Genomic DNA, 24,447 nt, shown 5'->3' with positions numbered 1-24,447 from the left:
CCTATGGGAAGCAATACCACGACTGACAATGCCTGACACCAAATCTGGCCGCGAGAAGAAGGGCCTCAACAAACGGACCCAACTCACGAGGCGGCTATACAGACAAGAGTTAGAGGTGTTAGACGAAGAAGACGACGAGCCGACGCTCGACGATACTTCTGGTGAGTTCCTCGCAGACGAACTTCCCGAAGACGACTGACCCCGCGGGCGGCAGTAACTACTCGACCACGCGAATTTTTATCGACAGCATCGAAACCCCAGAGCGTGCCACACCGCGCGAACTACGCGACCGTATTCATCGGGTCGCATCTCCATCCCGCTACCGAGACGCTGAACCTCGACTGGGCCGACGACGCCGGCGACGAGACCGCCGCATTCGAGTTCGACGTCCCAACCGACGAACCACACGACCCGTATCTAGGAATCCAGGCGTTCGACGTGAGCGAGTATGGCCACGAAATTCGAATAAACGGCGAGTCGCTCTCCGGGTTCGACATTCCACCGGGAGACGGCTGGCAATACTGGGTCGATACTATCACGGGTGCGAGTCTCGTCGAGGGGACGAACACGATTCGAATTGTCCGTGATGACTCGGGCAACGACGCCTTTGCCATCGGAACAGTGACAGTCCACTGGAAAGAACCGACTCCCGAATAGTATATAAAACAGGTCGAAACAACCCCAATCGCGGTGTGCAATAGCATACCAAAATAAGGTTCGAAACCACACAGAGGTTAGCTCAGTCACTTGATTGCGTGCGAATTGAGCCTGGTCGCACGAATCTGCCATTTGCGCCACCAGCACAATGTTTATATAGAATCACAAACAATCAGCGGGTGTCTATGAGCCAGCGAATGCAACAGGGTCAGCCGATGATCATCATGGGTGAGGACGCGCAGCGCGTCAAAGATCGCGACGCGCAGGCGTACAACATCCGTGCCGCACGCGCAGTCGCCGAGGCAGTACGTTCCACACTCGGTCCGAAAGGGATGGACAAGATGCTCGTCGATTCGATGGGCGACGTGACCATCACGAACGACGGCGTCACCATCCTCAAGGAGATGGACATCGACAACCCGACGGCCGAAATGATCGTCGAAGTCGCCGAGACGCAGGAAGACGAAGCTGGCGACGGAACGACGACCGCGGTCGCTATCGCGGGTGAACTCCTGAAGAACGCAGAGGACCTCCTCGAACAGGATATCCACCCGACGGCAATCATCCGCGGCTTCAACCTCGCCTCCGAAAAGGCCCGCGAGGAAGTCGACGACATCGCAGAGCAGGTCGAACCCGACGACGAGGACCTCCTGAAGAAGGTCGCCGAAACCTCGATGACGGGCAAGAGCTCCGAGCTCAACAAGGAGCTTCTCGCGGACCTCATCGTCCGCGCCGTCAAGCAGGTCACCGTCGAAGCGCACGACGGCTCCCACGTTGTCGACCTCGAAAACATCTCCCTCGAGACGCAGACCGGTCGCTCCGCGTCCGAATCCGAACTTCTCACCGGCGCTGTCATCGACAAGGACCCCGTCCACGACGACATGCCGGTCCAGTTCGACGAGGCCGACGTGCTCCTCCTCAACGAGCCTGTCGAGGTCGAAGAAACGGACATCGACACGAACGTCTCCATCGAAAGCCCCGACCAGCTCCAGAAGTTCCTCGACCAGGAAGAAGCGCAGCTGAAGGAGAAGGTCGACCAGATTGTCGACTCCGGTGCTGACGTCGTCTTCTGCCAGAAGGGCATCGACGACCTCGCCCAGCACTTCCTCGCGAAGAAGGGTATCCTCGCGGTCCGCCGCACGAAGAAGTCCGACATCAAGTTCCTCAAGAACATCACGGGCGCGGCCATCGTCTCGGACCTCGACTCCATCGAGGACGCCGCCCTCGGTCGGGCCTCCATCCGCCGCGACGGCGACGACGAACTGTTCTACGTCGAAGGCATCGGCGAAGATGTCCACGGCGTCACGCTCCTCCTCCGCGGTTCGACCGACCACGTCGTCGACGAACTCGAACGCGGTGTGCAGGACGCCCTCGATGTCGTCGCCTCGACGGTCGCCGACGGCCGCGTCCTCGCCGGTGGCGGTGCCATCGAAGTCGAACTCGCCTCGCGTCTCCGCAACTACGCGGACTCCGTCTCTGGCCGCGAGCAGCTCGCCGTCGAGGCGTTTGCGGACGCACTCGAACTCGTCCCCCGCGTTCTCGCCGAGAACGCCGGTCTCGACTCCATCGACACGCTCGTCGACCTCCGCGCAGCCCACGAAGAAGGGCAGGTCCGCGCTGGCCTGAACGTCTTCACGGGTGAAGTCGAAGACGCCTTCGACGCTGGCGTCGTCGAGACGGCCCACGCGAAAGAGCAGGCTGTTGCCTCCGCCTCCGAAGCCGCGAACCTCGTCCTCAAGATTGACGACATCATCGCTGCTGGTGACCTCTCCACCGGCGGCGACGACGACGAAGGCGGCGCACCCGCTGGCGGCATGGGTGGCATGGGCGGCATGGGCGGCGCGATGTGAAGATAGGCCAGTAACAGCCCAATCCACGTCCACACCGACACCTGCACCGCGCGACAGACCGCTTATTTTTCGGACAGAAAACATATTCCGGCCTGCCGAGTAGCCGCAGCTATGCCCTCCAGACGCGATTATCTCGCCGGAATCGGCGGCGGTCTTGGGTCGGTGTTTGGACTGTCCGGATGTCTCAGAAGAAGCGGCTTCGAGGCACCCGAACCGCTGTCGTTCGGTGAAGAAGCGACCGTCGGCGACGTGACTGTCACCCCGAGACGGGCGCATCCGCAGGCGTCGTTTTTCCACATCGCCAACGTCGATTGGGGTGCAATCGAACAATTGGACAGCGAGTGGGTCGTGTTCGTAAGCGTCTCCGTTCGCGCGGAGTCGGGAGCACGCCCTGCAAGCGAGTCGTTCAGACTCGTCGCCGCTGATGAGAAGTTCGCGCCGCGAGAGCAAGTTGGTGACGCTCCTCTCTACAACATCTACCCGGACGATAGGATGGCCCACAACGCATACCCACCGGATTCGGGAGAAATCGGATGACTTGCCTTCACCGTTCCAGTAGAGTACGAGTCCGCATCTGAACTCACCCTACAGTTCGAACATGGGGGTTCGACCACCGAGTGGTCGCTTCCTGCCGAAGCCACCGAGCGAATCGCTGGCCCCCGCCCCACGTTCGAACTCGTCTCGTTCGAAGGGCCGAAACAGGTTCCCGAGAATGAGGTCGCCGAGTTGACGATTACGGCTCGAAACACCTCGTCCGTCGATGGCGTCTTTCGAGGTTGTCTCAACATGACGGGAATGTACTCGTCTCACGAGTTCACACTCCCAATCGAGGCGGGAGCCGAAGAGACTGCGACGCAACAAATCGACGTGTCGAGCTACGTCAGTAAGCGAAACACCTCGTTTTCGTGCTACCTGCGAACCGCCGAAACCGAGCGAGAGCTATCGATTGGAGTCGTCCCCCAATCCGACAGCAGTTAACCATGTTAATAAGTCACACTCTCGACAAGTTGGAGAATTCTCTCACTTTCTAACAAAGACTTAGACTTGCATCCAGAAATAGAACGAACTAAGTAGGAGGTACGGGAACGTATCCCCATGCGCAAGACGCTGCTACTGAACAAAGACGACGTTCACGAGAACGTCCAGATGCCGGAACTCATCTCGGCTATCGAAGACGCTTTTGCGGCCTACGAGTCTGGAGACGCCCAGATGCCGCCGAAGTCCTACATCGACCTGCCGCAGTACAACGGCGACTTCCGGTCGATGCCCGCCTACCTCGACGCGGGTGACTGGGACGCAGCAGGCATCAAGTGGGTCAACGTCCACCCCGACAACGGCGAGAAGTTCGACCTGCCGACCGTCATGGGCACGATGATCTACTCCGACCCCGAGACGGCATTCCCGCTTGCGCTTCTTGACGGAACGGAACTGACGATGCTCCGTACGGGTGCGGCCGCCGCCGTCGCTACCGACCACCTCGCCGTCGAGGACGCCTCCTCGATGGGTATCATCGGTGCCGGTGTCCAGTCGTACACGCAACTTCGCGCCATCAGTGAAGTCCGCGACATCGAGGAAGTCATCATCTCCGACCTCGACGAAGAGCGCGTCGCCGACTTCATCGACGCCTTCGAAGACGACTTCGACATCCGCGCCGGTTCCATCGAAGAGGCCGCCGGATGTGACGTTCTCTCGACCGTGACGCCCGTCGAATCGCCCATCGTCCCGCGCGACGCCGTCGGCGAGCACACCCACATCAACGCGATGGGTGCCGACGCCGAAGGCAAGCACGAACTCGCCGACGAGGTTCTGCTCGACGCAAAACTCGTTATCGACGACCACGCGCAGACGACCCACTCCGGCGAAATCAACGTCCCGTACCACGAGGGCGTCCTCGGCGACGACGACATCTACGGCGCAATCGGCGACATCGTCCTCGGCGAACTCGACGGCCGCACGGACGAAGATGGTATCAGCGTCTTCGACTCGACCGGTCTCGCGATTCAGGACGTTGCGGCCGCGCACGTCGCCTACGAACACGCAAACGAAAACGACAACGGGTACGAATTCGACCTCCTCGGCCTCGCCGACGAGTAAGGACACCGTACACCCCGAGTCTGGCATTCATTCTATTTTTTCACATCTCTGAGCCGCGCTGTCCCGCGAAATAGTCGAATCCCTTCGACAGCGCGTAGACGATGATGAGGAAGGGTAAAAGCGGGAGCATGAGGACGACGAGGATGAGAAACATCGTCCACCCGATGGAGTCCATCTCGATGTTCGGGTGCATGCTGGTCTCCGGCGTAACGCTACGGTACGCCTTCTGCGAGAGGGATAATGAGTCGTCTTCGCTCATGGCGAACTGTAGGTTCGCTACGAGGATAAGGTGACCGCCGACTCGTTTCCGTCCGAACTCACCGGTGTCGGTACTTCGCTCGCTCTTTCGTCCCGCCGCAATCGGGACACTCGTAGAGTCGTCTGTCTTCCAGGTCGGTCTGCTTTTCGTCGTCAATCCGGTACATCTCGACCTCGCAGTCCGCACACAACATACATTAATTATCGTGCATGATACTGTAAGTCTAGGGGAGAGTTCGCTATAAGAGCCATTGGTGGTGGGTTCACACTATCTGAACCGCTTCGTATCAGCAGTGAAAATTAGAAGCGACAACAAAAATCCGCCCGCTGTCCGGCTATTCGAGGTGGACTGCGGGGCGGAACGGAATCGCCTTCGAGGCGCGGTCGGCCGGGTCGACGATGTCCGAGTCGTCCTCGGCGAAAACCTCCACGTCGGCGTCGAATTCGCGGGCGAGGAAGTCTGCGGCGCGTTCGTACGTCGCCACTTCGTCCAGTTCGAGTTGGGCGCGGAGCGTCGGCTCGTCCTGTCCGCGAGTCTGGCTCACGAGGTCTTGGACGAGGTCGTTGACGGCGTTGCCCTTCTCGCGCAGGTCGGGGTTCTGCATGACCTGCCCCATGATGGCACCGACGTTGTCGCCGTTTTCGACGACCGTCTCGAACACGTCGCGCTTCCAGTCGGCGGCGACGTAGACGCGGATGGTGTCTGGGTCCGACTCGGTCACGTCGATGATGTCGCGAACGTCCTCGGTCAGGCGCTCGACCTGCTGTTCTTCGAGTTCGACCGTCTCGTCGTCGAAGGCGTCGTCCGGTTCCGGCCACGGTGCGTCCTCGGCCGGGGTTCCGGTCAACTGCTCGTGGAGTTCGTTCGTCATGAACGGGATAAAGGGCGCGAGCAGGCGCAGGCGTGTTTCGAGGACGTTCCGGAGCGTCCACTTCGCAGCAGGCCGGTCGAGGTCCGTCCGGCGGCGGTACCAGCGCAGGTCCTCCTCGAAGTTGTAGAAGGCGGCCTGACTGGCAGAGCGCGTCTCGGACTCGTCCATCGCCGTGGTCACGTCGCGGACGGTGTCCTGTAGCTTCGAGAGCAGCCATCGGTCGACCGTCTCCAGTTCGGGCTGTTCGTCCGGACCGGGGTCGGCGATAATCTCTTGCGCACGGTTCCAGAAGCGTTCGAGTTGGTCGTAGACCGACCCGACGAGGTCGTCGCGCCAGTCGTAGTCCTGCCACGGTTCTGCGGAGTTGAGCAGGAAGAAACGAACGGTGTCCGCACCGTACTCGCCGATAGCCTCACCGGGGAGGACGACGTGGCCCTTCGAAGAGGACATCTTCTGGCCTTCGAGCAGGCCCATGCCCATGATGACGATACCCTGTGGCCACTGCGGTTCGTCGAACAGTTCGCCGTGGTGGAACTGGTAGAACGTCAGGTGGTTCGTGATGAGGTCGTTGCCGGAGAACCGGTAGTCGACCGGGTACCAGTAGTTCCACTCTTCGCGCAGGTCGAGGGCGCGCTCGTCCACCTCGTCGGCCGCGTCGGGACCGTAGAACAGCGTGTCGAAGAAGTCCTGCGTGAGGTCTTCGACCGGGATGTCCTGCAGGCGGTGGGCGATGGTGTAGTACGCCATGTAGATAGTCGAGTCCGAAAGCGGCTCGATGACGAACTGGTCGTCCCACGGCAGGCGGGTTCCGAGCCCGTAGTTCCGGATACACGGCCAACCATTCAGCCAGTCGATGGTGTGGTGGTACTCGTCGCGGGTGTTCTCGGGGATGGCGTCCAGCCCGTCGGCCACGTCGTGGGTGAGTTCTTTCCAGTCCTCGTCGTCGTACGAGAGGAACCACGTGTCCTGCTCGGAGACGACGACATCGCCGCCACAGCGGCAGACGACTTCCTCGGAGAACTCCTGCATCACGTCGAACTGGCCGGCGTCGACGCCGTCGGCCTTGAAGTCGTCGCGGACGTCCTCGACGAGTTCGCCAGCGTAGTCGCCGTAGAACGCTTTCAGGCGACCGGCGTGGAACTCCTTGTTGTAGAGGTCCTTCGTCGCCTTTTCGAGGGCCGGGTCGTCGGACGACTCGATTCCCTTGCTCTCGACGGCCGACTGCGCGGGAATTTCGCCGTACTCGTCGTCCTCGGAGTCGATGTCGAGAATCGGAATCGGCTCGATGTCCGCCACGTCGGCGGGGTCGATGCCGAACGATTCGAGGTAGTCGGTGTCGGCTTTCGCCTCTTGGAGCGCCACGTAGTCGTCGGGGCTGTGAGCCGGGACGGACATGACGACGCCCGTTGCGTTGTCGGCATCGACGAATCCGGCCGGAAGGACCAGCACGTCGTCGCCGGTGACGGGGTTCTCGACCGACTGGCCGACAAGTTCAGCTCCTTCGACCGTCTCCAGAATGTCCACGTCGCGGGCCTGATATTCCAGTTTCGCGGCCGCGTACTCGGAGACGAACCACGGTTCGCCGTCGACTTCGGCGACCACGTAGGTCGCTTCGGGGTCGATGTAGGCGTTCGTCACGCCGTGGACCGTCTCGGGGCGCAGCGTGGCCATCGGGACGACGACCTCGTCGTCGCCGCGTTCCCAGCCGAAGCGGACCAGCGTGTACTCCTGGAACTCCGCGTTCTCGCCTTCGAGCAGGTCGTGCGTCGTGACCGGTTGCTCTTCGTTCGTACAGAACTTGACGGGGTGCAGCCCTTTCTCCAGTCGGCCGCGCTCGCGGAGCGTCCGGTACTGCCACTCGATGAACTTCGAGTAGCGCTCGTTGTTCGTCGTGAACTCGCGTCGCCAGTCGATAGAGAGACCGAGCGACTGCATCCCCTGTTTGTAGTGCTCCTCGATGAAGTAGCGCGCCCAACCCATGGGCGTCTCAAGGTCCGGGAGCGTGTCTTCGGAGACGTTGTAGGTTTCGGTCAGGACGGACAGTTGCTTTTCTTCTCGCTTCTTGAGGCGCTCGACGGCACCGATAATCGGCGTGCCGGTCACGTGCCACGCGATGGGGAAAAGCACGTTGTCGCCCTGCTGTCGTCGGTACCGAGCGTACACGTCTGGAACGGTGTACGTTCGCGCGTGCCCGATGTGCATCCCGCCGCTGGGGTACGGATAAGGCACCGTCACGAACGTGGCGTCGTCGGCGTCTGCGTCCGGGTCGGCCTCGTATCGGCCGGTCTCGGACCAGCGCTCCCGCCAACGCGCTTCCAGTTCCTGCGGGTCGTAGTCCATAGTCGTGGTAGTGGTACCCCGGCCTAAAATAACTCCTATACTCGACTTCTCGGTCTGTCTGATTGCGGCAGATATTGCCACACCGTGGTACGCCACACGGTACGCGAGGGTCGTTGCTGTGTCCCGAACTGGTGTTGGCGTCGTCCAGTCGAATCGTCTCGAACGCGATGTGTTAAAAGAGACCACCACGAGACCAAGAGACCTCGTCACTTGATGTCGATGCGGCGGGAATCGTCGGGGTCGGCGTCGAGTTTGGGAAGCATCACGGTGAGCACGCCGTTTCGGTAGGTCGCTGACGTGTTCTCTGCATCGACTTCTTCGGGGAGGCGAATCGTTCGGTGAGTGGACTCGTGGCGACGTTCGCGGTGGAGGTACTCGCTGTCTGCGTGCTCGTCCGTCAGTTCGCGCTTCGCGTCGATGGTCAGCGTACGGTTAGCGACGGACAGCGAGATGTCCTCTTTTTCGTAGCCCGGAAGGTCAACGGAGACGACGAGTTCGTCGTCGTGGTCGGCAATGTCGACCGCCATCTCGTGCATCCGGGTCGAGGGCAGCATACCAGAGCGGTCGAACTGGCGGCCCATCTCGTCGAACTGTCGGGACATTCGTTCGAACAGTTCTTCGAAGTCGTCGAATGGGTTCGTGCGTGGCATCATCGGTGTTTCACCGAGAGGTAAAGACGCCGTCTGAGGAGATAACGATTTCCAGAACCAGAATAGCAATTCGCACGGTACGGTGCTTTGAACCCCAATAATCGAGATATAAGCCGCTCACTCGATGTCGATTTCGGTCGAGTCGGCTCCCGGTTCCGCCTTGGGGAGCGTGACGGTGAGGACGCCGTTTTGGTACGCCGCGGTTATCTCTTCGCGAAGTACGTCTGTGGGAAGTGTGAGCGACCGGGAGACGGACCTGTGGCTCCGTTCCCGCCGGACGTACTGCTCGGTGTCGACATCGGACGACTCCTCGTGTTCGGCGGCGATGGTGAGTTGTCGACCCTGAACGCTCACATCCAGGTCGTCCTTCTCGAATCCGGGAAGGTCGGCGATGACCTCGATCTCGTCGTCGTGGTCGACGACATCGAGCGAGATGTCTTGGAAACGAGCGAGTCCGGACTCTTCGAACGACCGGCCCATCCGGTCGAACAGGTCTTCTATCTCGTCGAATGGGTTTCGCTGCATACGGGTCAACCTACGTCAGCGACGACAAAGAAAGATGTGCCTGTCCTCACACATTGAGGGTGTTCTCAGTCCAGTGTGGACCGCTCTAGCACGCGGTGGGGGAAACGTTCCAGCACTCAGTACAACACGTGCCGCGTGTCGTACGACCCGAGGACGCGGACCCAGCCATTGCGGGCGATGCCCTCGACTTCGTCGAGCGCCTCCTGCATCCGTTCTTCGTAGAGCCCGGCGTCGGCGTCGATGTGGAAGAGGTAGTCGCCGAGACGGTTGCCGCTCGGGCGCGACTCGATACGCGAGAGGTTGATGTCGCGTTCGGCGAACGCTTCGAGCAGTTCGAGGAGGAGACCGGGGTAGTTCGCGTTCGGGTAGACGACGAGGGAACTCTTACCACCGGCGTCGGACCGGGCCGAGGCGGGCGCGACGACGAGGAACCGGGTCGCGTTCGACGAGCGGTCCTGGATGTCCGCGGCGATAATCTGGAGGTCGTCGCCACTGTTGTCCGGGTGGCCGATACCTGCGACCGACGGGTCGTCGCGGGCGCGCTCGACGCCGCGGGCGGTGCTGGCGACCGCTTCGAGTTTTACGTCGGGGTAGTTCTCGTCTAGATAGGTTCGACACTGCGCGAGCGCCTGCGAATGGCTGGCGACGGTGTCGAAGTCCTCGCTTTGCGCCAAGAGCGCGTGGCGAATTGGCGTGACGATTTCTTGGACGACGCTCACGTCGGAGTCGGCCACGGCGTCGAGACTCTCGGAGACGCTGCCTTCGATACTGTTCTCGATAGGGACGACACCTCGCTCGAACGACCCATCGGCGACTGCTTTGACGATGGACGTAACCGATTCTCGGAAGGCGACGTCGTCGGCGACCGCGCGGGCGGCGCGATGCGAATAGGTGCCCGCCGGGCCGAGCGTGACTGCCTGCATAAACCCCCCTTGACGCAGTACCGACAAAAGGCCGTCGGGGGTGGCAGATTCGGCCTACTGGTTCGCGCAGAACTCGACGAAGTTGCGGAGAATAGTGAGACCGGTCTCGCCGGATTTCTCGGGGTGGAACTGCGTGCCGAAGACGGTCCCCTCCTCGTTGGCGACGATTGCAGGGAACTCGACGCCGTAATCGGTCGTGGCGACGACGGCGTTCTCGTCGTCGGGGTCGGCGTAGTACGAGTGGACGAAGTAGGCGTACTCACCATCAACACCTTCGACGATTGGGTGGTCGCGCTGGGCGTGCAGTTCGTTCCAGCCCATGTGGGGCACCTTCTGGCCCTCGTCGAAGCGGACGTTTCGACCGGGGATGAAATCGAGGCCTTCGACTTCGCCCTCGCCCGCGTGGTCCGCCTCCTCAGAAGAGGTGAGAAGCATCTGCATCCCGAGGCAGATACCGAATATCGGCGTGCCGGCTGCTGCGGCCTCGGCGAGCGGTTCGCGGAACGGTCCCGCGTTGTCCATTCCTTCCGAGAATGCGCCGACGCCGGGGAGAACGATACCGTCCGCGTCTTCGAAGTCGGTCGGGTCGTCGGAGACGACGACGTTCGCACCGGCGCGTTCGAGACCGCGTCTGGCGCTCCGGAGGTTCCCAAGCCCGTAGTCGACCATCACCACGTCGGCGAGGGTCTCCGCTGTGGCCTGTGTCGTGCTCATACACTTACGTGAGAGAGCAGGGGGCAAGTGAGTTTCCGTCGCGGCGACCATCGTAGATGTGCGAAAATTGGTCGATTGTTCTATGTTTACTCACGGAGTACGCAATAGCAATTTATATCTATTTAGTTATATGATAAAAAATATGAAAGTTTAATCCCGACCTATCATAGTTTCTTCTCAGCCCACATGTATTCCCGACGCAATTTACTCAAAAAGACCGGTGCGGTCGGTGCACTCGGTATCACAGGTGTCAGTGGATGTATCGGCAGCTTCGGCGAGCAATCCTACGGGAACGGTGAAATCAACTTCATGATGTCGCCGTCCGAGCCGCAAGACTACATGCGGTCGCAGTACAAGCCGTATGCGGACCACCTCCAAGAACAGACCGGCACGACGGTCTCTCTGAAGTACGCCGCCGACTACTCCGCGGTCCTTCAGGGTCTCGGGTCGGGGACGGCCGACATCGCGGAGACCGGTCCCTTCGCCGCCGCTCTCGGTGTGAAAGCCGACAAGGCGAATATCGCCCTCCAGCGTCACGCCTACGGCTCGTGGGACTACACGAGCGTCATCGTGACGAAGAAAGACTCCGGCATCGACTCGCTGTCCGACCTCGAAGGCGAGAAGGTTGGCTTCGCCGACATGACCTCCGCCTCCGGGTCGCTGTACCCGCTGTACATGCTGCAGAAGGCGGGCCTCAGCATCGGTGAGGCACCGGTCAGCGACTCCGGCGCGGACTTCACCGGTACGTGGTCGGGCCACGCCGAGGCGTTCGCCGCTCTGGAAAACGACCAGGTCGCCGCCGCTGGTGTCGGGAAGTTCATCACCCAAGCTGACGACGGCGAACTCGCCGACGGGTACAAGTACGTGAAGACGTACGAGGGAATCCCCCGCGCGCCGATGGTGGTCAGCCCGAACCTCTCCGAAGAGGGGAAAAACGACGTCATCAACGCCCTACAGGCCGCCCCAGAGAAGGTGTACTATGGTGCAGATGGTGAGAGCGACACCGACGACGACCTCTGGTTCGACGACGTCCGCACGGCGGACCTCAAAACGTACGAACCGGTCATCAAAGTCGCCAACGAACTCGAACTCTCGACCGACCTCCTGAACCAGGGCTGAACGCCTCTTCGAAGCGCCGCAGGTCGGGACAACCAACTACAATATTTCAGACAACAAATCAATGCCCGCAGTTTCGGTACAGAACGTCACGAAGCGGTTCGGCGACACGGTCGCCTTAGAGAACATCTCCTTCGAGATACCCGAAGGGGAGTTCGTCGTCCTCCTCGGACCCTCCGGAGCGGGGAAGTCGACACTCCTTCGAATCCTGAACGGTCTCACCCAGCCGACGGAAGGAACGGTCCACATCAACGACCGGGCCGTCACTGGCCACCGGTCGGACGTCGGGATGGTCTTCCAGATGCACTACCTCGTCGAGACGATGAGCGCCTACCGCAACGCCCTCACCGGTGCCCTCTCGCGTGTCTCGCTCGCCGAGAGCCTCACTTCGCAGTACGGTGAAGAAGACAAACTAGCCGCACTCGAAGCGCTCGACACGGTCGGTCTCCTCGACGAAGCGCGGCAGCGTGCCGGGTCGATGTCCGGAGGTCAGAAACAACGCGTCGGTATCGCCCGCGCACTGGTCCAGCAACCGAACCTCCTGCTCGCCGACGAACCAGTTGCGAGTCTCGACCCGAAGGCTGCCGAGGAGGTCATGGGCTACATGAAGACGGCCGCCCACGAGCGAAACCTGACGACTATCGCGAGTCTTCACCAGGTCAATCTCGCCCGCGAATTCGGCGAGCGCTATATCGGCCTGCGAGACGGCGAAGTCGTCTTTGACGGCCAGCGAGACGACCTGACGATGGATGTCGTCGACGACATCTACTACGAAGACAGCGAAGCCGGCATGGTGGAGGCGATGGGATGAACGACGACCTCCGCGCCGACGGCGGCGGCGATGGGATGAACGACGACCTCCGTGCCGATGGCGGCGAGAGAACGTCGGCACCGCGACACATCCAAGACGCGCTCACGACCATCGAGCGCGCGCAGTTCATCCGACGAGCACTCATCTTTGTCGGGGTCGTCGCGCTCTTGGCGATGACGGGTCTCGGCATGACGTATCTCGGATTCACCGTCGCCCAAATCTACCGTCAACTCCCGCAGTTTCTGCACAACGTCGCCGAGTTCCTTTCGCCGGACTTCCACTACTTCACGCTCTTCGCCATCGAAAACGGCCTACACGGGTTCGCCGCCCTCTTCGAGAGCCTCCTCAACCCCGCATCGCTCCTCGACGCCGTGTTCAACCGCGACCAAGGGCTGAGCATCGTCGGCGGTGCAGTCGCGACCATCGTCATCGGGTTCACCGGAACGGTCATCGGCTTCCCGCTCGCCCTCGTCTTCGGTGTACTCGGGTCCGAGCGCGTGACGCCGTTCCCGTTTAACTTCCTCTTCCGTGGCACGATGTCCGTCATCCGCGCCGTGCCGGCGCTCGTGTGGGTGCTCATCTATATCCCGCTCGTAGGTATCACCCCCGTCGGGGCGATGCTGGCTATCGGAACCGACACCGTCGGTAACCTCGGACGCCTGTTCACCGACGAACTCGAAGAGGTGTCCGACGGCCCCATCGAAGCCATCTCTTCGACTGGGGCAGCATCCTCGCAGACCGTCGTCTTCGGTATGCTGAGTCAGGTGTCCTCGTCGTTCGTCGCGTGGACACTCTACATCCTCGAAATAAACGTCCGCATCGCCGTCTCGCTCGGCGTCGTCGGTGCTGGCGGCATCGGACAGTACGTGAAGGGCAGACTCAGCCTCCTCGCGTACGACCAGGCGGCCGCCGGTATCGCGATGATTATCGTTATCGTCCTCTCGGTCGAACTCACGTCCTCGCGCCTCCGCGCGCGCCTCCGTCCGGGCGAGTCGGAGTCCAAGGGCATCGTCGACGTACTCGCCGACCTCGCGGACACCGGGAAGTGGCTCGGGACGGGCAACTCGAAGTGACGTGGCCAGTCGAGCGGCCACACGTCGCCCTTAGTCCTTAGAAGTCGCCGAGGCTCGCCTGTCCGTTGTTCGACTCGGAGAGACCGGAGAGGTCGGCCGCGCGCGAGATAGTCTCGAAGAAGCCCTCGCGTTGACTGCGGTCGTAGAGCGTCGCCGCAGGGTGCACAGACAGCAGGACGCGGTACGAATCGTCGCCGACGCGAGCGTCCAAGACCGACCCAGATTCGTTCGTGATGGCGACTCCCCGGTCGAGAAGGTGCTGTGAGGGGACCTTCCCGAGTGTGACGATGAGTTCGGGGTCGACGAGTTCGAACTCGCGGGCGAGATAGCCCCGGCAGTTCGACAGTTCTTCACTCCTCGGGTCACGGTTTTCCGGCGGACGGCAGCGGATGCAGTTCGTGATTCGAACGTCGGCGCGGGCGAGTCCGGCCTCGCGGAGCGCGTCGTCCAGTACGGACCCGGAGCGGCCGACGAACGGTTCGCCGCCTTCGTCTTCTTTCGCACCCGGCGCTTCGCCGAGGAAGAGCAGGTCGGCGTCCTCGGGACCGACCCCGTTGACGATGCGACTCCGCGAGTCTACGAGTTCGGGACACCGCTCGCAGTCGGTCACGCAGAGGCCCTCCATGTGTTCCATGTTCGTGTCGAGGAGGGCGACGGCTTAATCCCCAACGAACTGTCGCCCCGCGCGGGCGGCCATCCGCGCCACTCGAAGTGGTTCGGGACGCCCGCCGGTCGGTGTGAACGCCCGGACTACCTGCTTCGCTTCGGCTTCGTCGCATCCGGCGGCGCGCACGAACACTCGTTCGTCGTTCACTTCGACGGCGGTCCGGGGTGGGGCGTCCCGATAGATTTGGAGGCGTCGGTCCAGTGCATCGCCCGAGAAGTGCGTCGAGAGCGCGGTTTCGAGGCCCTCACTGTCTTCGAACGAGACCGAAAGTACCGGACGGTCGAGGTCGGAAGCGAGGCGATTCACGTCGACGAGGTTGAACCACGCCGGGGCGATACCGGAGACGAGGAGGTATCGGACGTCCTCGCGACCGAGCGACGAGTACAGCGAGTCGATGGCGTCGGTGGCGTCATCGCCGCCGACGGTACACGTCTCGAAGGCGAGACCATCGACCACGCGGTCGGCACGAACGACAGCGCCGCAGAGCACGCTCTCCGGGCGTGCGTCGCTATCTCCGGCTTCAGACGGGTCTGTCGAAAAATCAGCGTCGTCAGTGTGGTCTACTGTGGGCACGCGCGCTGTTCCGGGGTACGACTCGGCGACCCCCAGCGCGCGAGTCCCCGGTTTCAATTGTCCTTGATCTCCTGTAGCCGGTCGAGCAGTTCGTCGTTCGATGCGCCGATTTCGAAGTCGACCTTACCCTCGTGATTCTCTTCGCTCGTCGTTACGCCGTCTTCCTCGTCGAAGTCGACGTTCTGGTCTCCTTGTTCGGACTCGTCGTAGCTCCCAAATCCCATACATTCAGTTGTACACGACCGAGCTTGAAAAATGGTTTGTCGAACGAATTCCAGGTTTCGCGAGTCGTTACCCTCCCCCATAACGGGAATTAGCGCCCTCTTCCCACCGACTTTTTTCGGTTGAGCACGTACGCAGGCGTATGGAAGTCATCCCTGTCACCGCCGACGCCGAGGTCTTCACCTGCAATGCGTACCTCGTCCTCGGCGACCGAACCGTCCTCGTCGATGCCGGGACGATGGCAGGTGTCGAGACCGCCGTCGCAGAACACACAGACGACCTCGACGCCGTCGTTCTCACCCACCAGCACGCGGACCACATCGGCGAGTTAGACGCCGTCGTCGAGCGATTCGAGCCGGACGTGTACGCTTTCGGTGACCATCCGCTTCGAACCCACGAACTCGAAGACGGCGACGAAATCGTGATGGGTGACGAGACGTTCGAGGTCATCTACACGCCGGGACACGCCGACGACCACGTCTCACTCGTGAGCGGGCGGTCGCTTTTCTCCGGTGACGTGGTAGTGTACAACGACAACGCGTTCGACGACGGCAGTTTCGGAAAGACCGACTTGCCGGGACAGTCGCGCGAGCGAGTTATCTCCAGCCTCCGGACGCTCCGCGACAGACTCCCGACGACGGTCGAGACGATGTACGCTGGACACGGCGACGTGTTCAAACGCGGAACAGGCGGCGATACCATCCACGACGTAATCGAGCGCGCACTCGAACGAGCTGAACGACGCGAACCCAAATATCCGGTGACATGATATGTCAACCACAACAGAACAGACGGCAACGACACCCAAACAGACCGAACAGGCGGAACTGACGCAACTGCACTACATCGGCGTCGTCCTCGCGGCGATAACCGGGGTAATTCACCTCGGACTCGGCGTGGGCACGCTGTCTTCAGACCCCACAAACCCGCTCGGTATCGCCTTCGTCGGGGCCGCAGCGGGATTCGCAGGCGGGATTATCGGTGTTCTCCGCGGTGACAAGACCCTTCGTACGTGGGTGATTCTGCTCGGCATCCCGTTTACGGCCGGGCAAATCGTCCTCTACGTGGTGTTCAATTGGCCCGATATCATTAGTATCGGCGGCGTCGTCGACAAAGTGGTACAACTCGCACTGATTGCAGTGCTCTTCGTGTTGTACCGGAGAGAGTCGTAAGAGAAAGCAGACAGTCTTATGCGGCGCGGCGTTCCTTCGACTTCGGACGAAGGTGCTTGTAGCCGCACTTGCGGCACTGCTTCGCTTTTTTGGGGTTTCGTGCGTTGCAGCGCATACAAATCTGCTTCTCGAGCGTCCGCTTCGTCGCAGCGTCACTAGCCATGCATACGAGTCCCTCGGCCGGTCGTATAACGTTTGCGAGACGTACCGCCGGCGCTCACGGTCGAATTGGAGCGTCAAAAACGCGGTTGGCGCTCGCGCGCTGCCTGCGCTTACGCGCGTTTGGTTCGGTTACGCGCCGGCTTCGCTCAGGGCCGACTCGAGGTCGTCACGCTGAGTTACACCCACAAAACGGTCGACGATACCGTCGTCGTTCTCGACGATGAGGGTTGGAAGCGAGCGCACCTGATACTGGTTAGCCACGTCTTGCTCTTCGTCGACGTCAACCTTGACGAACTCGACATCCTCGTAGTCGCCTTCGAGGTCGTCGAGAATCGGGTCCTGCGTCTTGCAAGGGCCGCACCAGTCCGCGTAAAAGTCCAAGAGTCGAACAGTCATCGTATCCCGGCGCAACTTGCCTGCCCCCGCGCATAAGGATTACTCATGCCCGGTCGACTGCCGGTTTCAGTCCTCGAATGTGGACGAGTGACGCTTCCGAGCCGAAACGTTTAGGCGGTGGACGAACAGACGGTGGGACATGAGCAAGGGCCAGAACAGCGGTGGTCTGATGTCGAGCGCGGGTCTCGTCCGCTATTTCGACGCGGAGGACCGTAACGCGATTCGAGTCGACCCGAAGACTGTCGTCGCCACGGGAGCACTGTTCGGCATCGGTATTCTGGTGCTGAACGCGCTCGCGTTCTAACCGATACGTCGCCCCACGAACCGCCGACGAACGAACGGACGCTTTTTGTCCTCGCGTTCCCGAGACACGTCTATGGATACGCTACGCGCCGGTGTCATCGCCGTTCAGGGCGATGTCACTGAACACGCCGACGCCATCGAGCGGGCCGCCGATGCTCACGGCGTCGATGCGGATATCGTCGAAATTCGAAGCGCCGGACTCGTTCCCGACTGCGACGTTCTCCTGATGCCGGGCGGCGAATCGACGACCATCTCCCGACTCCTCGAACGAGAGGGAATCGACGGAGAAATTCAGGCCCACGTCGCGGCCGAAAAGCCCGTCCTCGCAACCTGCGCCGGTCTTATCGTTGCCTCTCAAGACGCGAAAGACGACCGCGTGCAGACGCTCGACATTCTCGACGTGACCGTCGACCGCAACGCCTTCGGCCGACAGGTCGACAGTTTCGAAGCACCGCTCGACGTGGCGGGTCTCGACTCGCCGTTCCCCGCGGTGTTCATCCGCGCACCCCTCATCGACGAGGGAGACGACGACGTAGAAGTCCTCGCCGAGTGGGACGGCAACCCGGTCGCAGTTCGCGACGGACCCGTCGTCGGTACCTCGTTCCACCCCGAACTGACTGCCGACAGTCGCATCCACGACCTCGCCTTCTTCGACGAATTGGAAGTCGAAGTCGAAGCCTGAGGCGGCATATCCACGACTGTCGGTCCGAGTGAGGGCTACCGGAACCAGAGGGTCTTTTTCCGCCCCCGCCCGTCGTGCGACCATGGACGCGGACACCCCAACCGACGAGGTTCTCGATGAACTCTTTTCGACCATCGAGTCCCGGAAGGCAGACCTTCCCGAGGATTCCTATACGACGACGCTTTTTACCCACGAGAAAGGCGAAAATTACGTGCTCGAAAAGCTCGGCGAGGAGATGACAGAAACCATCCTCGCGGCAAAAGACGACGACCGAGAGGAACTCCTCTACGAGAGTTCGGACCTCGTCTATCACCTCCTCGTCCTCCTGTCGATGAAAGACGCATCGCTCGACGACCTGCGCGAAGAATTGAAAAGTCGGTTCTGAACGGTCGACCGCGGTGGCCGCGCAGTTGGCCGTGGCAGTAGAGACCGCAGGCGGCGACAGCAGGGGTAAAACGGCAGCTACCGGAACCGAACGCCGAGGTCGTGAAGCCCGTCGTTGTGCTGTGCGATGTTGATGAGAAGCGGCGTGAGCGCCTCGATTTCTGCGGCATTGGCGAGACCACCGCCGTCGAGCGCGCGGAGACCCTCGATACCTTCGGCAAGGAGTCGAACCGTCTCTTTCGCGTCGGGGTCGTCGGCGACGAGGAGCGTGTCGATACCGAGGTCGGCGTCGAGGTCGGCGAGGCGGCCGGCCGCGAGGTTGTGGAATGCGCCGACGACAGGCACGTTGTCGGGGACCGCATCGGCGACGAGCGCCGTCACACTACCGGCTTTCGGTGGATGGTAGTGGAACCCGTCTTCCTCGCGCTTGATACCCGTTGCGGGCGTGACAAGTACGTCGTCTTCGGAAAGTGAGTCGGAGACGGCCTCGATGGTGTCAGAAACGTGGTACGGTGGTACAGCGAGGACGACCACTGTGGCGCGGTCGGCAGCCATCGCGTTCGTGAAGCCGTTTACCTTCACGTCGAGGCCGCGACTGGAGAGTTCAGTTTCGTACTCGTCTGCCTTCGCTCGCGCCTTGTCGGGGTCACGCGACCCGATGATGACCTCGTGGTCCGTGTGGTAGGCCCAACGAAGGGCGAGTCCCTCACCAATGTCGCCAGTCCCACCGAGGAGTGCAATTCGCATACACACACGTGCGAACCGAGGCAAAGTAAAGGGTTGCGCGACCGGTGGGTTCTGCCTCGTTTCTGAAATTCACTCGTCAGGTTCGATGAGTCCCTGCACCCGAGCGAAGCCGTCGCGGTAGACGAGCCACCACGCGACGGCCGGTGCCAACAACAGCGCCGGACCGACCATCAGCAGTTGCGTGAACGGGTCCGGCGGGAGCAGGAACGACCCGACGACGAACACGACGGCGTCGAGCGCGAGGAGTGTGACGAGGAACGCGCGGAAGTGGCCCATCAGTAGTCCTCCATCAAGTAAGCCATCAGAGCAACCTCATCAGTCGAGAAGTCCCGGAACCTCGTTTACGTCCTCGACGACCGCCGACGCGCCGATTTCGGAGAACTTCTGTCGTCCCTCGTCGCCGCTCAGACCGCCGGAGAGAACGCCGACGCCGTAGTAGACGCGTTCGGGGTCTGCTGCGTCGGCGTTCAGCGCCGTCTTTACGTCGTCGAGGGTGTCGCCGACGAAGACGACTGACTCCGCGCCGAGTCGTTCGGCGACAGTCACGAGGGCGGCCGGGTGGGGCTTTCCTTCCTCCCAGTCGTCCATCGTGAATCGGTGGTCATCGTCCACATCGAGGTCGACGCGGTCGAGCGCAATATCGGCCTCGGCCGAGGGACGACCGGTGACGACGCCGATTTCCCGGTCGCCGAAGGCGTTCAGCGTCTCTTGGCGGAGAATCACGGGCTCGTCGTGGATGTAGCCGGACGCCTCGAATGGTGGCTCACCGCCTTCGAGGTCACGGTAGAGGTCCCCGCCAAGGTAGAGCGCCTGAAACGTCTCTCGGAGCGCTTCGGTGTCCCACTCGTCGAAGACGACAGAAGGGTCGTCGAGAGCCGATTCGACGACAGCCTCCGCAGCGTCGAGGCCGCCGCCGCGGGTGGCGATTTCGTCGGTGAACTCGGCGAGCGAGTGGCCCGTCTCGCGGGCCGTGAGTACGTACAGGGCCGCCGCGTAGGTCAGTTCCCAGTCGTTGTTGAACCCGCCGGCGTCCTTGAACAGTTGAACGTCGTCTCGGGAGATGGTCGTGCCGTAGTGTCGCTCCACCGACTCGACGATGGCGCGCCGGTAGGAGTCGGCGACATCCACGAGCACTCCGTCGATATCGAGAACGACAACGTCCGCGTGCATACTGGAACCGTGTAACGAGAAGGGAAGTGCCTTACTCTTGGCTACGGTCGAGACCCCGACCCCGACCTCGATCCCGTGCGCTGTCGTCGGCGACGAACAAAGTATCACCGGGCAGTGACTCGCGGGAGACGGGAATCGACGGTTCGTCGTACCCGAGCGTCGTAAAGAGGAAGTCGGCACCGACGCGGCGGGCGATACGGGCGGTCGGTCGGTGCAACTCGACGGGGATATTGAGCGCATAAATAGCGTCCACAGCTTCGTAGGGGCCGGGTTCGCTCGAATCTACACGGGCAAACACGTCGTCGTGGACGAATTGGACGTCCTCAGGGACGGGGAAGTCGTGAACGTCGACGGCGACGACTTCGACGCCGTGTTCGGCGAGTTCGGCCGCCACTGCTGGTTTGCGTCCGATGCCGACTTCGACCACCCGCTCGTAACCCATCAATCGTGTTACGAGAGCGTCACGCAACGAGTCTCTCACGTCGGGATATTTATGGCGCGCCCCCGCTTAATCCCTCGCATGCTTGTCGATATCGTGCCTATCGGGGATATTTCTGCTTCGGTGAAGCGGGAGGCCTCTGCCGGGCTTCGGTCCGTCTACGATTGTGATGTGACCGTACAGTCGAACCAGGCAATTCCGGAAGGTGCGTTCGATAGAAGCCGGAATCAGTACCGTGCAGAGCAGTTTATCGAACTCGCGAGTCGCGTCGGTCGCGGCGAGAAAAACATCGGCATCACGGCGAAGGACCTCTACTACCGTCGCCGAAACTACGTCTTCGGTCTCGCCTATCTCAATGGTAATGGTTCTGTCATCTCCACGCACCGCCTACAGACCTCTACTGATGGCGGCATCACGAACAAGCCCGCCGAAGAGGTTCTCTCGGACCGAATCCGCAAAGAGGTCGTCCACGAAATTGGACACACCCTCGGTCTCGAACACTGCGACAACAACAAGTGCGTCATGTCGTTCTCACCGACCGTCCGCGAAGTGGACGTAAAAGAAGAGAACCTCTGTGGGACCTGCAGTCGACTCGTCCACTAATTCTCCGGGCACGATAGCTTCCTCCCCCCTTTTTCTCGTCGGAGCACGTGTATTCGAACATGCACTTCGTCGTTGCAGTAGACGGGTCCGAGGCCGCAGACCGGGCGCTCGACTACGCGCTCACCATGGCCGAACCGCAAGGTGCGGCGGTCACAATCGTCCATTCGGTCGAACCGCGCGTCCTCGTCGAAGGGGGCGAAGAGCCAGTTGTGGGTGTCGCAGGCACCGGCGACCGAATCGTCGCCGAAAGTCTCGAAGACGCCGAAACGCGGGCCGGAAGCGTTCTCGAAGAGGCCGAAGCGCACGCCACCGAGGCGGGCGTCGAGACGACCACTGAACTCCTCTACGGCGACCCCGTCGAGGCGCTTCCATCCTACGTCGACGACGTGGACGCTGACGGAATCTTCGTCGGCCATCGCGGCCTCTCGAAACAGTACGAAGGTCTCGTCGGCAGCGTCGCCAAGGAGTTGGTCGAACGCTCACCCTGTCCGGTTACCGTCGTCCGCTGAATGCACCGGCTCGACGGTGCCGCAGGCGGCGGCCAACTGCTCCGAACGGCGCTTTCGCTCTCGCTCGTCACTGGCGAGTCGTTCGAGATGGACAACATCCGTGGGAATCGCTCGACACCCGGACTCAGGCCACAACACGTCGCGTGCGTCTCTGTCGCCGGTTCCGTCGCCAACGCCGACGTTGACGGGGAATACGAGGGGTCTTCGAGGCTCCAATTTTCGCCCGACGGGATTCGCGCCGACCCGGTCGAAGCGTCGGTCGGAACTGCGGGGAGTACGACGCTCGTCTGTGAGACACTGCTGCCCGTCGCTGTCGCACTCGACGACCCACTTTCTCTCACTGTCACCGGCGGGACCGACGTTCGGTGGTCGCCGCCGACGGACTACCTTCGACACGTGAAGCGTCCGCTGTGTTCGACGTTCGGCGTCGACTTCGATGTGAACGTCTCTCGACGCGGGTTCTACCCTGCTGGCGGCGGCAAACTCGCCGTTCGAATTAACCCGGCGAAGCCGAAGTCGCTGGACCTGCTCCACTGCCCGCAACTCGATGAGATACACGTCTACTCGGTCGCCAGCGAGGCACTTTCCGACGCATCTGTCGGGGAGCGGCAGGTCGAAGGCGTCCGAGACGCACTGGCCGGGGCGGACATCGAAGCCCCGGTTCGGTCGTCCGTCTCCGCCGTCGAAAGTACGTCACCCGGAACGGCAGTGGTCGTCGTTGCGCGGTCTGGCGACATCGTAGCTGGCTTTGACGCTTACGGCGAACGCGGCGTCCCGGCCGAGGCGGTCGGAGAAAAAGCGGCCGAATCGTTTCTCGACTGGTACCGCGGCGACGCACCCGTCGACCATCATATGGCCGACCAACTGCTCGTCTGGGTCGCCCTCGTGGGTGGACGCGTTCGGATTCCCGAAGTAACCGAACACGTCCGGACGAATCTCGACGTGATTCGAGCCTTCGGCTACGAGGTCGATGTGCGAGACGAAGGTGAGAGCGCGGTCGTCGAACGAGTCGAATAGTTCGTGCTCGCTCGTGCGACCGACTCACGGCGCGTACGTTCCGGTCAACTGCGTCTCGGCGAGCACGTGCCCCGAAATCGCCGTCTTCAGGTCCGCTTTCGTCGCACCCGCGCTGAGGTCAAGCGTGGTATCGAGCGCGTACAGGAGGAACCGGTAGGTGTGTTCTCCGTCCGGCGGGTTGGGACCGCCGTATCCGCGTTCACCGTAGCTGTTTTTCCCTTCGGTCGCACCCGTTGGTGACTCTCCCTCGGCGATGTCGGTAGTCTCGGGGTCGATATTCCAGACGACCCAGTGGTCCCACACCTTCCCCGCCGGCTTCACCGCGTCGGGGTCGTCCATCACGAGCGCCAGTGACGCTGTATCCGACGGGACGCCGCTGATTTGGAGCGGAGGACTTACGTTCTGGTTCGTGTAGCCGTATTTCCGGGGAATCGAACTCCCCTTGTCAAACGCCGGGCTTCGGAGTTTGAGGCCGTTCCGGCGATCACCTGAGCCATCAGGTATCATGCCACACACTTGGTGGACCAGTGACAAAATGGTTCCTTCCGTGATAACGACGGATTACGGTTCGAGTGCCACGCGGACACCAATCCCGTCCGGGTCAGAGACGGAAAGCGAGTCGCCGTCACCCTCGACTGCGTACCCGTGTTCTTCCAACGAATCGCGGACCGCGGTGAGTGTCTCGGCGTCGGGAACGACGACTTCGAACCACTGGATACCGTGACTCTCACCCGCGGGTGCGCGCCGGTCGTTCCACCGGTTCAAGCCGACGTGGTGGTGGTATCCGCCGGCAGCGACGAACGCGGCATTCGGGTACCCGTCATCGCGGAGGTTCATCCCGAGCGCATCGACGTAGAAGTCGAGGGCGCGGCCAAGGTCGGTTACTTCGAGGTGGACGTGTCCGAGGTCGGTTCCGACGGGAGCACGGTCGTCGCCGTGTGCGTCCGCCAGCACCGAATCGAGGTCGAGCGGAAGCGTGTCCATCTTCACGCGGCCGTCGTCTTTCGTCGGCCACTCCTCGCGCGGACGGTCGCGGTAGATTTCGACCCCGTTGCCTTCGGGGTCGCGGAGGTAGAGCGCCTCGCTCACGAGGTGGTCTGACGCACCCGAGAGGGTCGCACCGTCGCGGATGCGGTCGAGTACATCGCCGAGTGCACCCCGGTCGGGAACACGGATAGCGAGGTGGAACAACCCGGCCTGGTCTCCGGCGCGGGGCGGTGCGTCCGGAGCTTCGTTCAGGACGACAAGGGGTGTGTTTCCGGCCGAGAGCACGGCGCGGGACCCATAGCGTTCGACTGCGAGGCCAACCACGTCCCGGTAAAACGGGACAACGCGGTCAAGTGACCCGACACGGAGTGCGACCCGGCCGGGGTGAGTCGCATCCGTGAGTGCCGGCGTCTCGGTAGCGGTGTCAGTCATGACCGACCCTTGGTGCGTGAGCGCCAAAGGCATGCCAGTGACACGGGTGTGACCGACGCGATGGCCGTCGGGGACGTAACTGACGAAGAGGTGTCTGTG

At 61.9% G+C, this 24,447-nt stretch carries 35 protein-coding genes; 17 read left to right on the top strand and 18 right to left on the bottom strand.

Annotated features, from left to right (window positions below):
* Nucleotides 1-28 precede the first annotated feature (28 nt).
* The 6 genes from HFX_RS19930 (at nucleotide 29) to HFX_RS02030 (ending at nucleotide 4,601) form a co-directional block, all read left to right on the top strand.
* Nucleotides 29-199 (top strand): hypothetical protein, encoded by a 171-nt coding sequence (locus HFX_RS19930; protein WP_004057993.1) that lies wholly within the window; start codon nucleotides 29-31, stop codon nucleotides 197-199.
* 65 nt (nucleotides 200-264) lie between these two features.
* Complete coding sequence (locus tag HFX_RS02055) at nucleotides 265-657, top strand: DUF7383 domain-containing protein (RefSeq protein WP_004057995.1); 393 nt, start codon at nucleotides 265-267, stop codon at nucleotides 655-657.
* A 215-nt stretch (nucleotides 658-872) separates the two neighbouring features.
* Entirely contained in the window at nucleotides 873-2,507 is a 1,635-nt protein-coding gene (gene thsB / locus HFX_RS02050; RefSeq protein WP_004057997.1) for a thermosome subunit beta, read from the top strand.
* Between the two features lie 111 nt (nucleotides 2,508-2,618).
* Complete coding sequence (locus HFX_RS02045; protein ID WP_004057999.1) at nucleotides 2,619-3,044, top strand: hypothetical protein; 426 nt, start codon at nucleotides 2,619-2,621, stop codon at nucleotides 3,042-3,044.
* 249 nt (nucleotides 3,045-3,293) lie between these two features.
* The gene (locus HFX_RS02035) at nucleotides 3,294-3,485 is read left to right on the top strand and encodes a hypothetical protein (protein ID WP_004058001.1); all 192 of its coding nucleotides are present in this window, start codon (nucleotides 3,294-3,296) and stop codon (nucleotides 3,483-3,485) included.
* Between the two features lie 117 nt (nucleotides 3,486-3,602).
* Complete coding sequence (locus tag HFX_RS02030; protein ID WP_004058003.1) at nucleotides 3,603-4,601, top strand: ornithine cyclodeaminase family protein; 999 nt, start codon at nucleotides 3,603-3,605, stop codon at nucleotides 4,599-4,601.
* A 40-nt stretch (nucleotides 4,602-4,641) separates the two neighbouring features.
* On the opposite strand, the gene HFX_RS02025 is transcribed toward HFX_RS02030, so the two are convergent.
* From HFX_RS02025 to hisH, 7 genes are all read right to left on the bottom strand, one after another.
* The gene (locus tag HFX_RS02025; RefSeq protein WP_014732106.1) at nucleotides 4,642-4,860 is read right to left on the bottom strand and encodes a DUF7535 family protein; all 219 of its coding nucleotides are present in this window, start codon (nucleotides 4,858-4,860) and stop codon (nucleotides 4,642-4,644) included.
* Between the two features lie 58 nt (nucleotides 4,861-4,918).
* A complete protein-coding gene (locus tag HFX_RS20445) occupies nucleotides 4,919-5,053 on the bottom strand; it encodes a hypothetical protein (RefSeq protein ID WP_274520017.1) in 135 nt (44 codons plus the stop codon).
* Nucleotides 5,054-5,194: 141 nt separating this feature from the next.
* Nucleotides 5,195-8,071, bottom strand: coding sequence for a leucine--tRNA ligase (leuS, locus tag HFX_RS02020; RefSeq protein WP_004058008.1), 2,877 nt, complete (start codon nucleotides 8,069-8,071; stop codon nucleotides 5,195-5,197).
* A gap of 206 nt (nucleotides 8,072-8,277) precedes the next feature.
* Complete coding sequence (hsp14, locus tag HFX_RS02015) at nucleotides 8,278-8,724, bottom strand: archaeal heat shock protein Hsp14 (protein WP_004058009.1); 447 nt, start codon at nucleotides 8,722-8,724, stop codon at nucleotides 8,278-8,280.
* A gap of 114 nt (nucleotides 8,725-8,838) precedes the next feature.
* Complete coding sequence (hsp14, locus tag HFX_RS02010; RefSeq protein ID WP_004058011.1) at nucleotides 8,839-9,246, bottom strand: archaeal heat shock protein Hsp14; 408 nt, start codon at nucleotides 9,244-9,246, stop codon at nucleotides 8,839-8,841.
* Nucleotides 9,247-9,362: 116 nt separating this feature from the next.
* Nucleotides 9,363-10,169: a prephenate dehydratase gene (pheA, locus tag HFX_RS02005; protein ID WP_004058013.1), complete on the bottom strand. Its 807-nt coding sequence runs from the start codon at nucleotides 10,167-10,169 to the stop codon at nucleotides 9,363-9,365.
* A 54-nt stretch (nucleotides 10,170-10,223) separates the two neighbouring features.
* The gene (hisH, locus tag HFX_RS02000; protein WP_004058015.1) at nucleotides 10,224-10,883 is read right to left on the bottom strand and encodes an imidazole glycerol phosphate synthase subunit HisH; all 660 of its coding nucleotides are present in this window, start codon (nucleotides 10,881-10,883) and stop codon (nucleotides 10,224-10,226) included.
* 186 nt (nucleotides 10,884-11,069) lie between these two features.
* On the opposite strand from hisH, the gene HFX_RS01995 reads away from it, so the two are divergent.
* The 3 genes from HFX_RS01995 to HFX_RS01985 all read left to right on the top strand — a co-directional run bounded on the left by HFX_RS01995 (nucleotide 11,070) and on the right by HFX_RS01985 (nucleotide 13,883).
* Nucleotides 11,070-12,002 (top strand): phosphate/phosphite/phosphonate ABC transporter substrate-binding protein, encoded by a 933-nt coding sequence (locus HFX_RS01995; protein WP_004058016.1) that lies wholly within the window; start codon nucleotides 11,070-11,072, stop codon nucleotides 12,000-12,002.
* A gap of 61 nt (nucleotides 12,003-12,063) precedes the next feature.
* The gene (locus HFX_RS01990) at nucleotides 12,064-12,810 is read left to right on the top strand and encodes a phosphonate ABC transporter ATP-binding protein (RefSeq protein ID WP_004058018.1); all 747 of its coding nucleotides are present in this window, start codon (nucleotides 12,064-12,066) and stop codon (nucleotides 12,808-12,810) included.
* Nucleotides 12,807-13,883, top strand: coding sequence for a PhnE/PtxC family ABC transporter permease (locus HFX_RS01985; RefSeq protein WP_004058020.1), 1,077 nt, complete (start codon nucleotides 12,807-12,809; stop codon nucleotides 13,881-13,883). Before HFX_RS01990 ends, HFX_RS01985 begins: the two co-directional genes overlap by 4 nt.
* A 37-nt stretch (nucleotides 13,884-13,920) precedes the next feature.
* Here the strand turns inward: HFX_RS01985 and HFX_RS01980 are convergent, their stop codons facing one another.
* From HFX_RS01980 to HFX_RS01970, 3 genes are read right to left on the bottom strand one after another with little or no spacing between them, the layout of a single operon-like run.
* Nucleotides 13,921-14,517 carry a uracil-DNA glycosylase gene (locus tag HFX_RS01980; protein ID WP_004058022.1) on the bottom strand — a complete coding sequence of 199 codons (597 nt, stop codon included), beginning with the start codon at nucleotides 14,515-14,517 and terminating at the stop codon, nucleotides 13,921-13,923.
* Nucleotides 14,518-14,541: 24 nt separating this feature from the next.
* Complete coding sequence (locus HFX_RS01975) at nucleotides 14,542-15,180, bottom strand: endonuclease dU (RefSeq protein WP_004058024.1); 639 nt, start codon at nucleotides 15,178-15,180, stop codon at nucleotides 14,542-14,544.
* Nucleotides 15,177-15,347, bottom strand: a complete 171-nt coding sequence (locus HFX_RS01970) for a DUF5786 family protein (protein ID WP_004058026.1) — start codon at nucleotides 15,345-15,347, stop codon at nucleotides 15,177-15,179. The genes HFX_RS01975 and HFX_RS01970 overlap by 4 nt, the downstream gene beginning before the upstream one ends.
* A 140-nt stretch (nucleotides 15,348-15,487) precedes the next feature.
* Here HFX_RS01970 and HFX_RS01965 point away from each other — a divergent pair, with 140 nt between their 5' ends.
* Together HFX_RS01965 and HFX_RS01960 are read left to right on the top strand one after the other, a co-directional pair.
* Nucleotides 15,488-16,114 carry an MBL fold metallo-hydrolase gene (locus tag HFX_RS01965; RefSeq protein WP_004058028.1) on the top strand — a complete coding sequence of 209 codons (627 nt, stop codon included), beginning with the start codon at nucleotides 15,488-15,490 and terminating at the stop codon, nucleotides 16,112-16,114.
* Nucleotide 16,115: 1 nt separating this feature from the next.
* Complete coding sequence (locus HFX_RS01960; RefSeq protein WP_004058031.1) at nucleotides 16,116-16,517, top strand: DUF7475 family protein; 402 nt, start codon at nucleotides 16,116-16,118, stop codon at nucleotides 16,515-16,517.
* Nucleotides 16,518-16,533: 16 nt separating this feature from the next.
* Here the strand turns inward: HFX_RS01960 and HFX_RS19050 are convergent, their stop codons facing one another.
* Together HFX_RS19050 and trxA are read right to left on the bottom strand one after the other, a co-directional pair.
* A complete protein-coding gene (locus HFX_RS19050; protein ID WP_004058033.1) occupies nucleotides 16,534-16,680 on the bottom strand; it encodes a 50S ribosomal protein L40e in 147 nt (48 codons plus the stop codon).
* Nucleotides 16,681-16,808: 128 nt separating this feature from the next.
* Nucleotides 16,809-17,075, bottom strand: coding sequence for a thioredoxin (gene trxA / locus HFX_RS01955; protein WP_004058035.1), 267 nt, complete (start codon nucleotides 17,073-17,075; stop codon nucleotides 16,809-16,811).
* A gap of 139 nt (nucleotides 17,076-17,214) precedes the next feature.
* Between trxA and HFX_RS01950 the strand changes: the two genes are divergently transcribed.
* The 3 genes from HFX_RS01950 to hisE all read left to right on the top strand — a co-directional run bounded on the left by HFX_RS01950 (nucleotide 17,215) and on the right by hisE (nucleotide 18,445).
* On the top strand, nucleotides 17,215-17,379 hold the full coding sequence (locus HFX_RS01950; RefSeq protein WP_004058037.1) for a preprotein translocase subunit Sec61beta: 165 nt from the start codon (nucleotides 17,215-17,217) through the stop codon (nucleotides 17,377-17,379).
* A gap of 72 nt (nucleotides 17,380-17,451) precedes the next feature.
* Complete coding sequence (gene pdxT / locus HFX_RS01945; protein WP_004058039.1) at nucleotides 17,452-18,060, top strand: pyridoxal 5'-phosphate synthase glutaminase subunit PdxT; 609 nt, start codon at nucleotides 17,452-17,454, stop codon at nucleotides 18,058-18,060.
* Nucleotides 18,061-18,142: 82 nt separating this feature from the next.
* Nucleotides 18,143-18,445, top strand: coding sequence for a phosphoribosyl-ATP diphosphatase (gene hisE, locus HFX_RS01940; protein ID WP_004058041.1), 303 nt, complete (start codon nucleotides 18,143-18,145; stop codon nucleotides 18,443-18,445).
* Between the two features lie 77 nt (nucleotides 18,446-18,522).
* On the opposite strand, the gene npdG is transcribed toward hisE, so the two are convergent.
* The 4 genes from npdG to HFX_RS01920 form a co-directional block, all read right to left on the bottom strand.
* Complete coding sequence (gene npdG / locus HFX_RS01935; RefSeq protein ID WP_004058043.1) at nucleotides 18,523-19,191, bottom strand: NADPH-dependent F420 reductase; 669 nt, start codon at nucleotides 19,189-19,191, stop codon at nucleotides 18,523-18,525.
* Nucleotides 19,192-19,260: 69 nt separating this feature from the next.
* Complete coding sequence (locus HFX_RS01930) at nucleotides 19,261-19,467, bottom strand: DUF7534 family protein (RefSeq protein ID WP_004058045.1); 207 nt, start codon at nucleotides 19,465-19,467, stop codon at nucleotides 19,261-19,263.
* Nucleotides 19,468-19,506: 39 nt separating this feature from the next.
* Entirely contained in the window at nucleotides 19,507-20,361 is an 855-nt protein-coding gene (locus HFX_RS01925) for a TIGR01548 family HAD-type hydrolase (RefSeq protein WP_004058046.1), read from the bottom strand.
* A 31-nt stretch (nucleotides 20,362-20,392) separates the two neighbouring features.
* The gene (locus HFX_RS01920) at nucleotides 20,393-20,842 is read right to left on the bottom strand and encodes a UPF0146 family protein (protein ID WP_269321957.1); all 450 of its coding nucleotides are present in this window, start codon (nucleotides 20,840-20,842) and stop codon (nucleotides 20,393-20,395) included.
* A gap of 39 nt (nucleotides 20,843-20,881) precedes the next feature.
* On the opposite strand from HFX_RS01920, the gene HFX_RS01915 reads away from it, so the two are divergent.
* Genes HFX_RS01915 through rtcA form a run of 3 tightly spaced genes read left to right on the top strand, consistent with a single transcriptional unit; the run spans nucleotide 20,882 to nucleotide 22,929 of the window.
* Nucleotides 20,882-21,403 carry an archaemetzincin family Zn-dependent metalloprotease gene (locus HFX_RS01915; protein WP_004058051.1) on the top strand — a complete coding sequence of 174 codons (522 nt, stop codon included), beginning with the start codon at nucleotides 20,882-20,884 and terminating at the stop codon, nucleotides 21,401-21,403.
* Between the two features lie 59 nt (nucleotides 21,404-21,462).
* A complete protein-coding gene (locus HFX_RS01910; RefSeq protein ID WP_004058053.1) occupies nucleotides 21,463-21,912 on the top strand; it encodes a universal stress protein in 450 nt (149 codons plus the stop codon).
* Complete coding sequence (gene rtcA, locus HFX_RS01905; protein WP_004058055.1) at nucleotides 21,913-22,929, top strand: RNA 3'-terminal phosphate cyclase; 1,017 nt, start codon at nucleotides 21,913-21,915, stop codon at nucleotides 22,927-22,929.
* A 24-nt stretch (nucleotides 22,930-22,953) separates the two neighbouring features.
* Here rtcA and HFX_RS01900 read toward each other — a convergent pair whose 3' ends face one another.
* Both HFX_RS01900 and HFX_RS01895 read right to left on the bottom strand, forming a co-directional pair.
* Nucleotides 22,954-23,436, bottom strand: coding sequence for a YbhB/YbcL family Raf kinase inhibitor-like protein (locus tag HFX_RS01900; protein ID WP_004058057.1), 483 nt, complete (start codon nucleotides 23,434-23,436; stop codon nucleotides 22,954-22,956).
* 54 nt (nucleotides 23,437-23,490) lie between these two features.
* Nucleotides 23,491-24,348 carry a VOC family protein gene (locus HFX_RS01895; protein WP_004058059.1) on the bottom strand — a complete coding sequence of 286 codons (858 nt, stop codon included), beginning with the start codon at nucleotides 24,346-24,348 and terminating at the stop codon, nucleotides 23,491-23,493.
* Nucleotides 24,349-24,447 lie beyond the last annotated feature (99 nt).

It is taken from the genome of Haloferax mediterranei ATCC 33500 (assembly GCF_000306765.2).
Classification (GTDB): domain Archaea; phylum Halobacteriota; class Halobacteria; order Halobacteriales; family Haloferacaceae; genus Haloferax; species Haloferax mediterranei.
This window is presented reverse-complemented; position numbering and strand designations above follow the sequence as displayed.

Coding starts and splice junctions, on each gene's coding strand:
- HFX_RS19930 (WP_004057993.1), top strand. CDS start 29: ATGCCTGACACCAAATCTGGCCGCGAGAAGAAGGGCCTCAACAAACGG.
- thsB (WP_004057997.1), top strand. CDS start 873: ATGATCATCATGGGTGAGGACGCGCAGCGCGTCAAAGATCGCGACGCG.
- HFX_RS02045 (WP_004057999.1), top strand. CDS start 2,619: ATGCCCTCCAGACGCGATTATCTCGCCGGAATCGGCGGCGGTCTTGGG.
- HFX_RS02035 (WP_004058001.1), top strand. CDS start 3,294: ATGACGGGAATGTACTCGTCTCACGAGTTCACACTCCCAATCGAGGCG.
- HFX_RS02030 (WP_004058003.1), top strand. CDS start 3,603: ATGCGCAAGACGCTGCTACTGAACAAAGACGACGTTCACGAGAACGTC.
- HFX_RS02025 (WP_014732106.1), bottom strand. CDS start 4,860: ATGAGCGAAGACGACTCATTATCCCTCTCGCAGAAGGCGTACCGTAGC.
- HFX_RS20445 (WP_274520017.1), bottom strand. CDS start 5,053: ATGTTGTGTGCGGACTGCGAGGTCGAGATGTACCGGATTGACGACGAA.
- leuS (WP_004058008.1), bottom strand. CDS start 8,071: ATGGACTACGACCCGCAGGAACTGGAAGCGCGTTGGCGGGAGCGCTGG.
- hsp14 (WP_004058009.1), bottom strand. CDS start 8,724: ATGATGCCACGCACGAACCCATTCGACGACTTCGAAGAACTGTTCGAA.
- hsp14 (WP_004058011.1), bottom strand. CDS start 9,246: ATGCAGCGAAACCCATTCGACGAGATAGAAGACCTGTTCGACCGGATG.
- pheA (WP_004058013.1), bottom strand. CDS start 10,169: ATGCAGGCAGTCACGCTCGGCCCGGCGGGCACCTATTCGCATCGCGCC.
- hisH (WP_004058015.1), bottom strand. CDS start 10,883: ATGAGCACGACACAGGCCACAGCGGAGACCCTCGCCGACGTGGTGATG.
- HFX_RS01995 (WP_004058016.1), top strand. CDS start 11,070: ATGTATTCCCGACGCAATTTACTCAAAAAGACCGGTGCGGTCGGTGCA.
- HFX_RS01990 (WP_004058018.1), top strand. CDS start 12,064: ATGCCCGCAGTTTCGGTACAGAACGTCACGAAGCGGTTCGGCGACACG.
- HFX_RS01985 (WP_004058020.1), top strand. CDS start 12,807: ATGAACGACGACCTCCGCGCCGACGGCGGCGGCGATGGGATGAACGAC.
- HFX_RS01980 (WP_004058022.1), bottom strand. CDS start 14,517: ATGGAACACATGGAGGGCCTCTGCGTGACCGACTGCGAGCGGTGTCCC.
- HFX_RS01970 (WP_004058026.1), bottom strand. CDS start 15,347: ATGGGATTTGGGAGCTACGACGAGTCCGAACAAGGAGACCAGAACGTC.
- HFX_RS01965 (WP_004058028.1), top strand. CDS start 15,488: ATGGAAGTCATCCCTGTCACCGCCGACGCCGAGGTCTTCACCTGCAAT.
- HFX_RS01960 (WP_004058031.1), top strand. CDS start 16,116: ATGTCAACCACAACAGAACAGACGGCAACGACACCCAAACAGACCGAA.
- HFX_RS19050 (WP_004058033.1), bottom strand. CDS start 16,680: ATGGCTAGTGACGCTGCGACGAAGCGGACGCTCGAGAAGCAGATTTGT.
- trxA (WP_004058035.1), bottom strand. CDS start 17,075: ATGACTGTTCGACTCTTGGACTTTTACGCGGACTGGTGCGGCCCTTGC.
- HFX_RS01950 (WP_004058037.1), top strand. CDS start 17,215: ATGAGCAAGGGCCAGAACAGCGGTGGTCTGATGTCGAGCGCGGGTCTC.
- pdxT (WP_004058039.1), top strand. CDS start 17,452: ATGGATACGCTACGCGCCGGTGTCATCGCCGTTCAGGGCGATGTCACT.
- hisE (WP_004058041.1), top strand. CDS start 18,143: ATGGACGCGGACACCCCAACCGACGAGGTTCTCGATGAACTCTTTTCG.
- npdG (WP_004058043.1), bottom strand. CDS start 19,191: ATGCGAATTGCACTCCTCGGTGGGACTGGCGACATTGGTGAGGGACTC.
- HFX_RS01930 (WP_004058045.1), bottom strand. CDS start 19,467: ATGGGCCACTTCCGCGCGTTCCTCGTCACACTCCTCGCGCTCGACGCC.
- HFX_RS01925 (WP_004058046.1), bottom strand. CDS start 20,361: ATGCACGCGGACGTTGTCGTTCTCGATATCGACGGAGTGCTCGTGGAT.
- HFX_RS01915 (WP_004058051.1), top strand. CDS start 20,882: ATGCTTGTCGATATCGTGCCTATCGGGGATATTTCTGCTTCGGTGAAG.
- HFX_RS01910 (WP_004058053.1), top strand. CDS start 21,463: ATGCACTTCGTCGTTGCAGTAGACGGGTCCGAGGCCGCAGACCGGGCG.
- rtcA (WP_004058055.1), top strand. CDS start 21,913: ATGCACCGGCTCGACGGTGCCGCAGGCGGCGGCCAACTGCTCCGAACG.
- HFX_RS01900 (WP_004058057.1), bottom strand. CDS start 23,436: ATGATACCTGATGGCTCAGGTGATCGCCGGAACGGCCTCAAACTCCGA.
- HFX_RS01895 (WP_004058059.1), bottom strand. CDS start 24,348: ATGACTGACACCGCTACCGAGACGCCGGCACTCACGGATGCGACTCAC.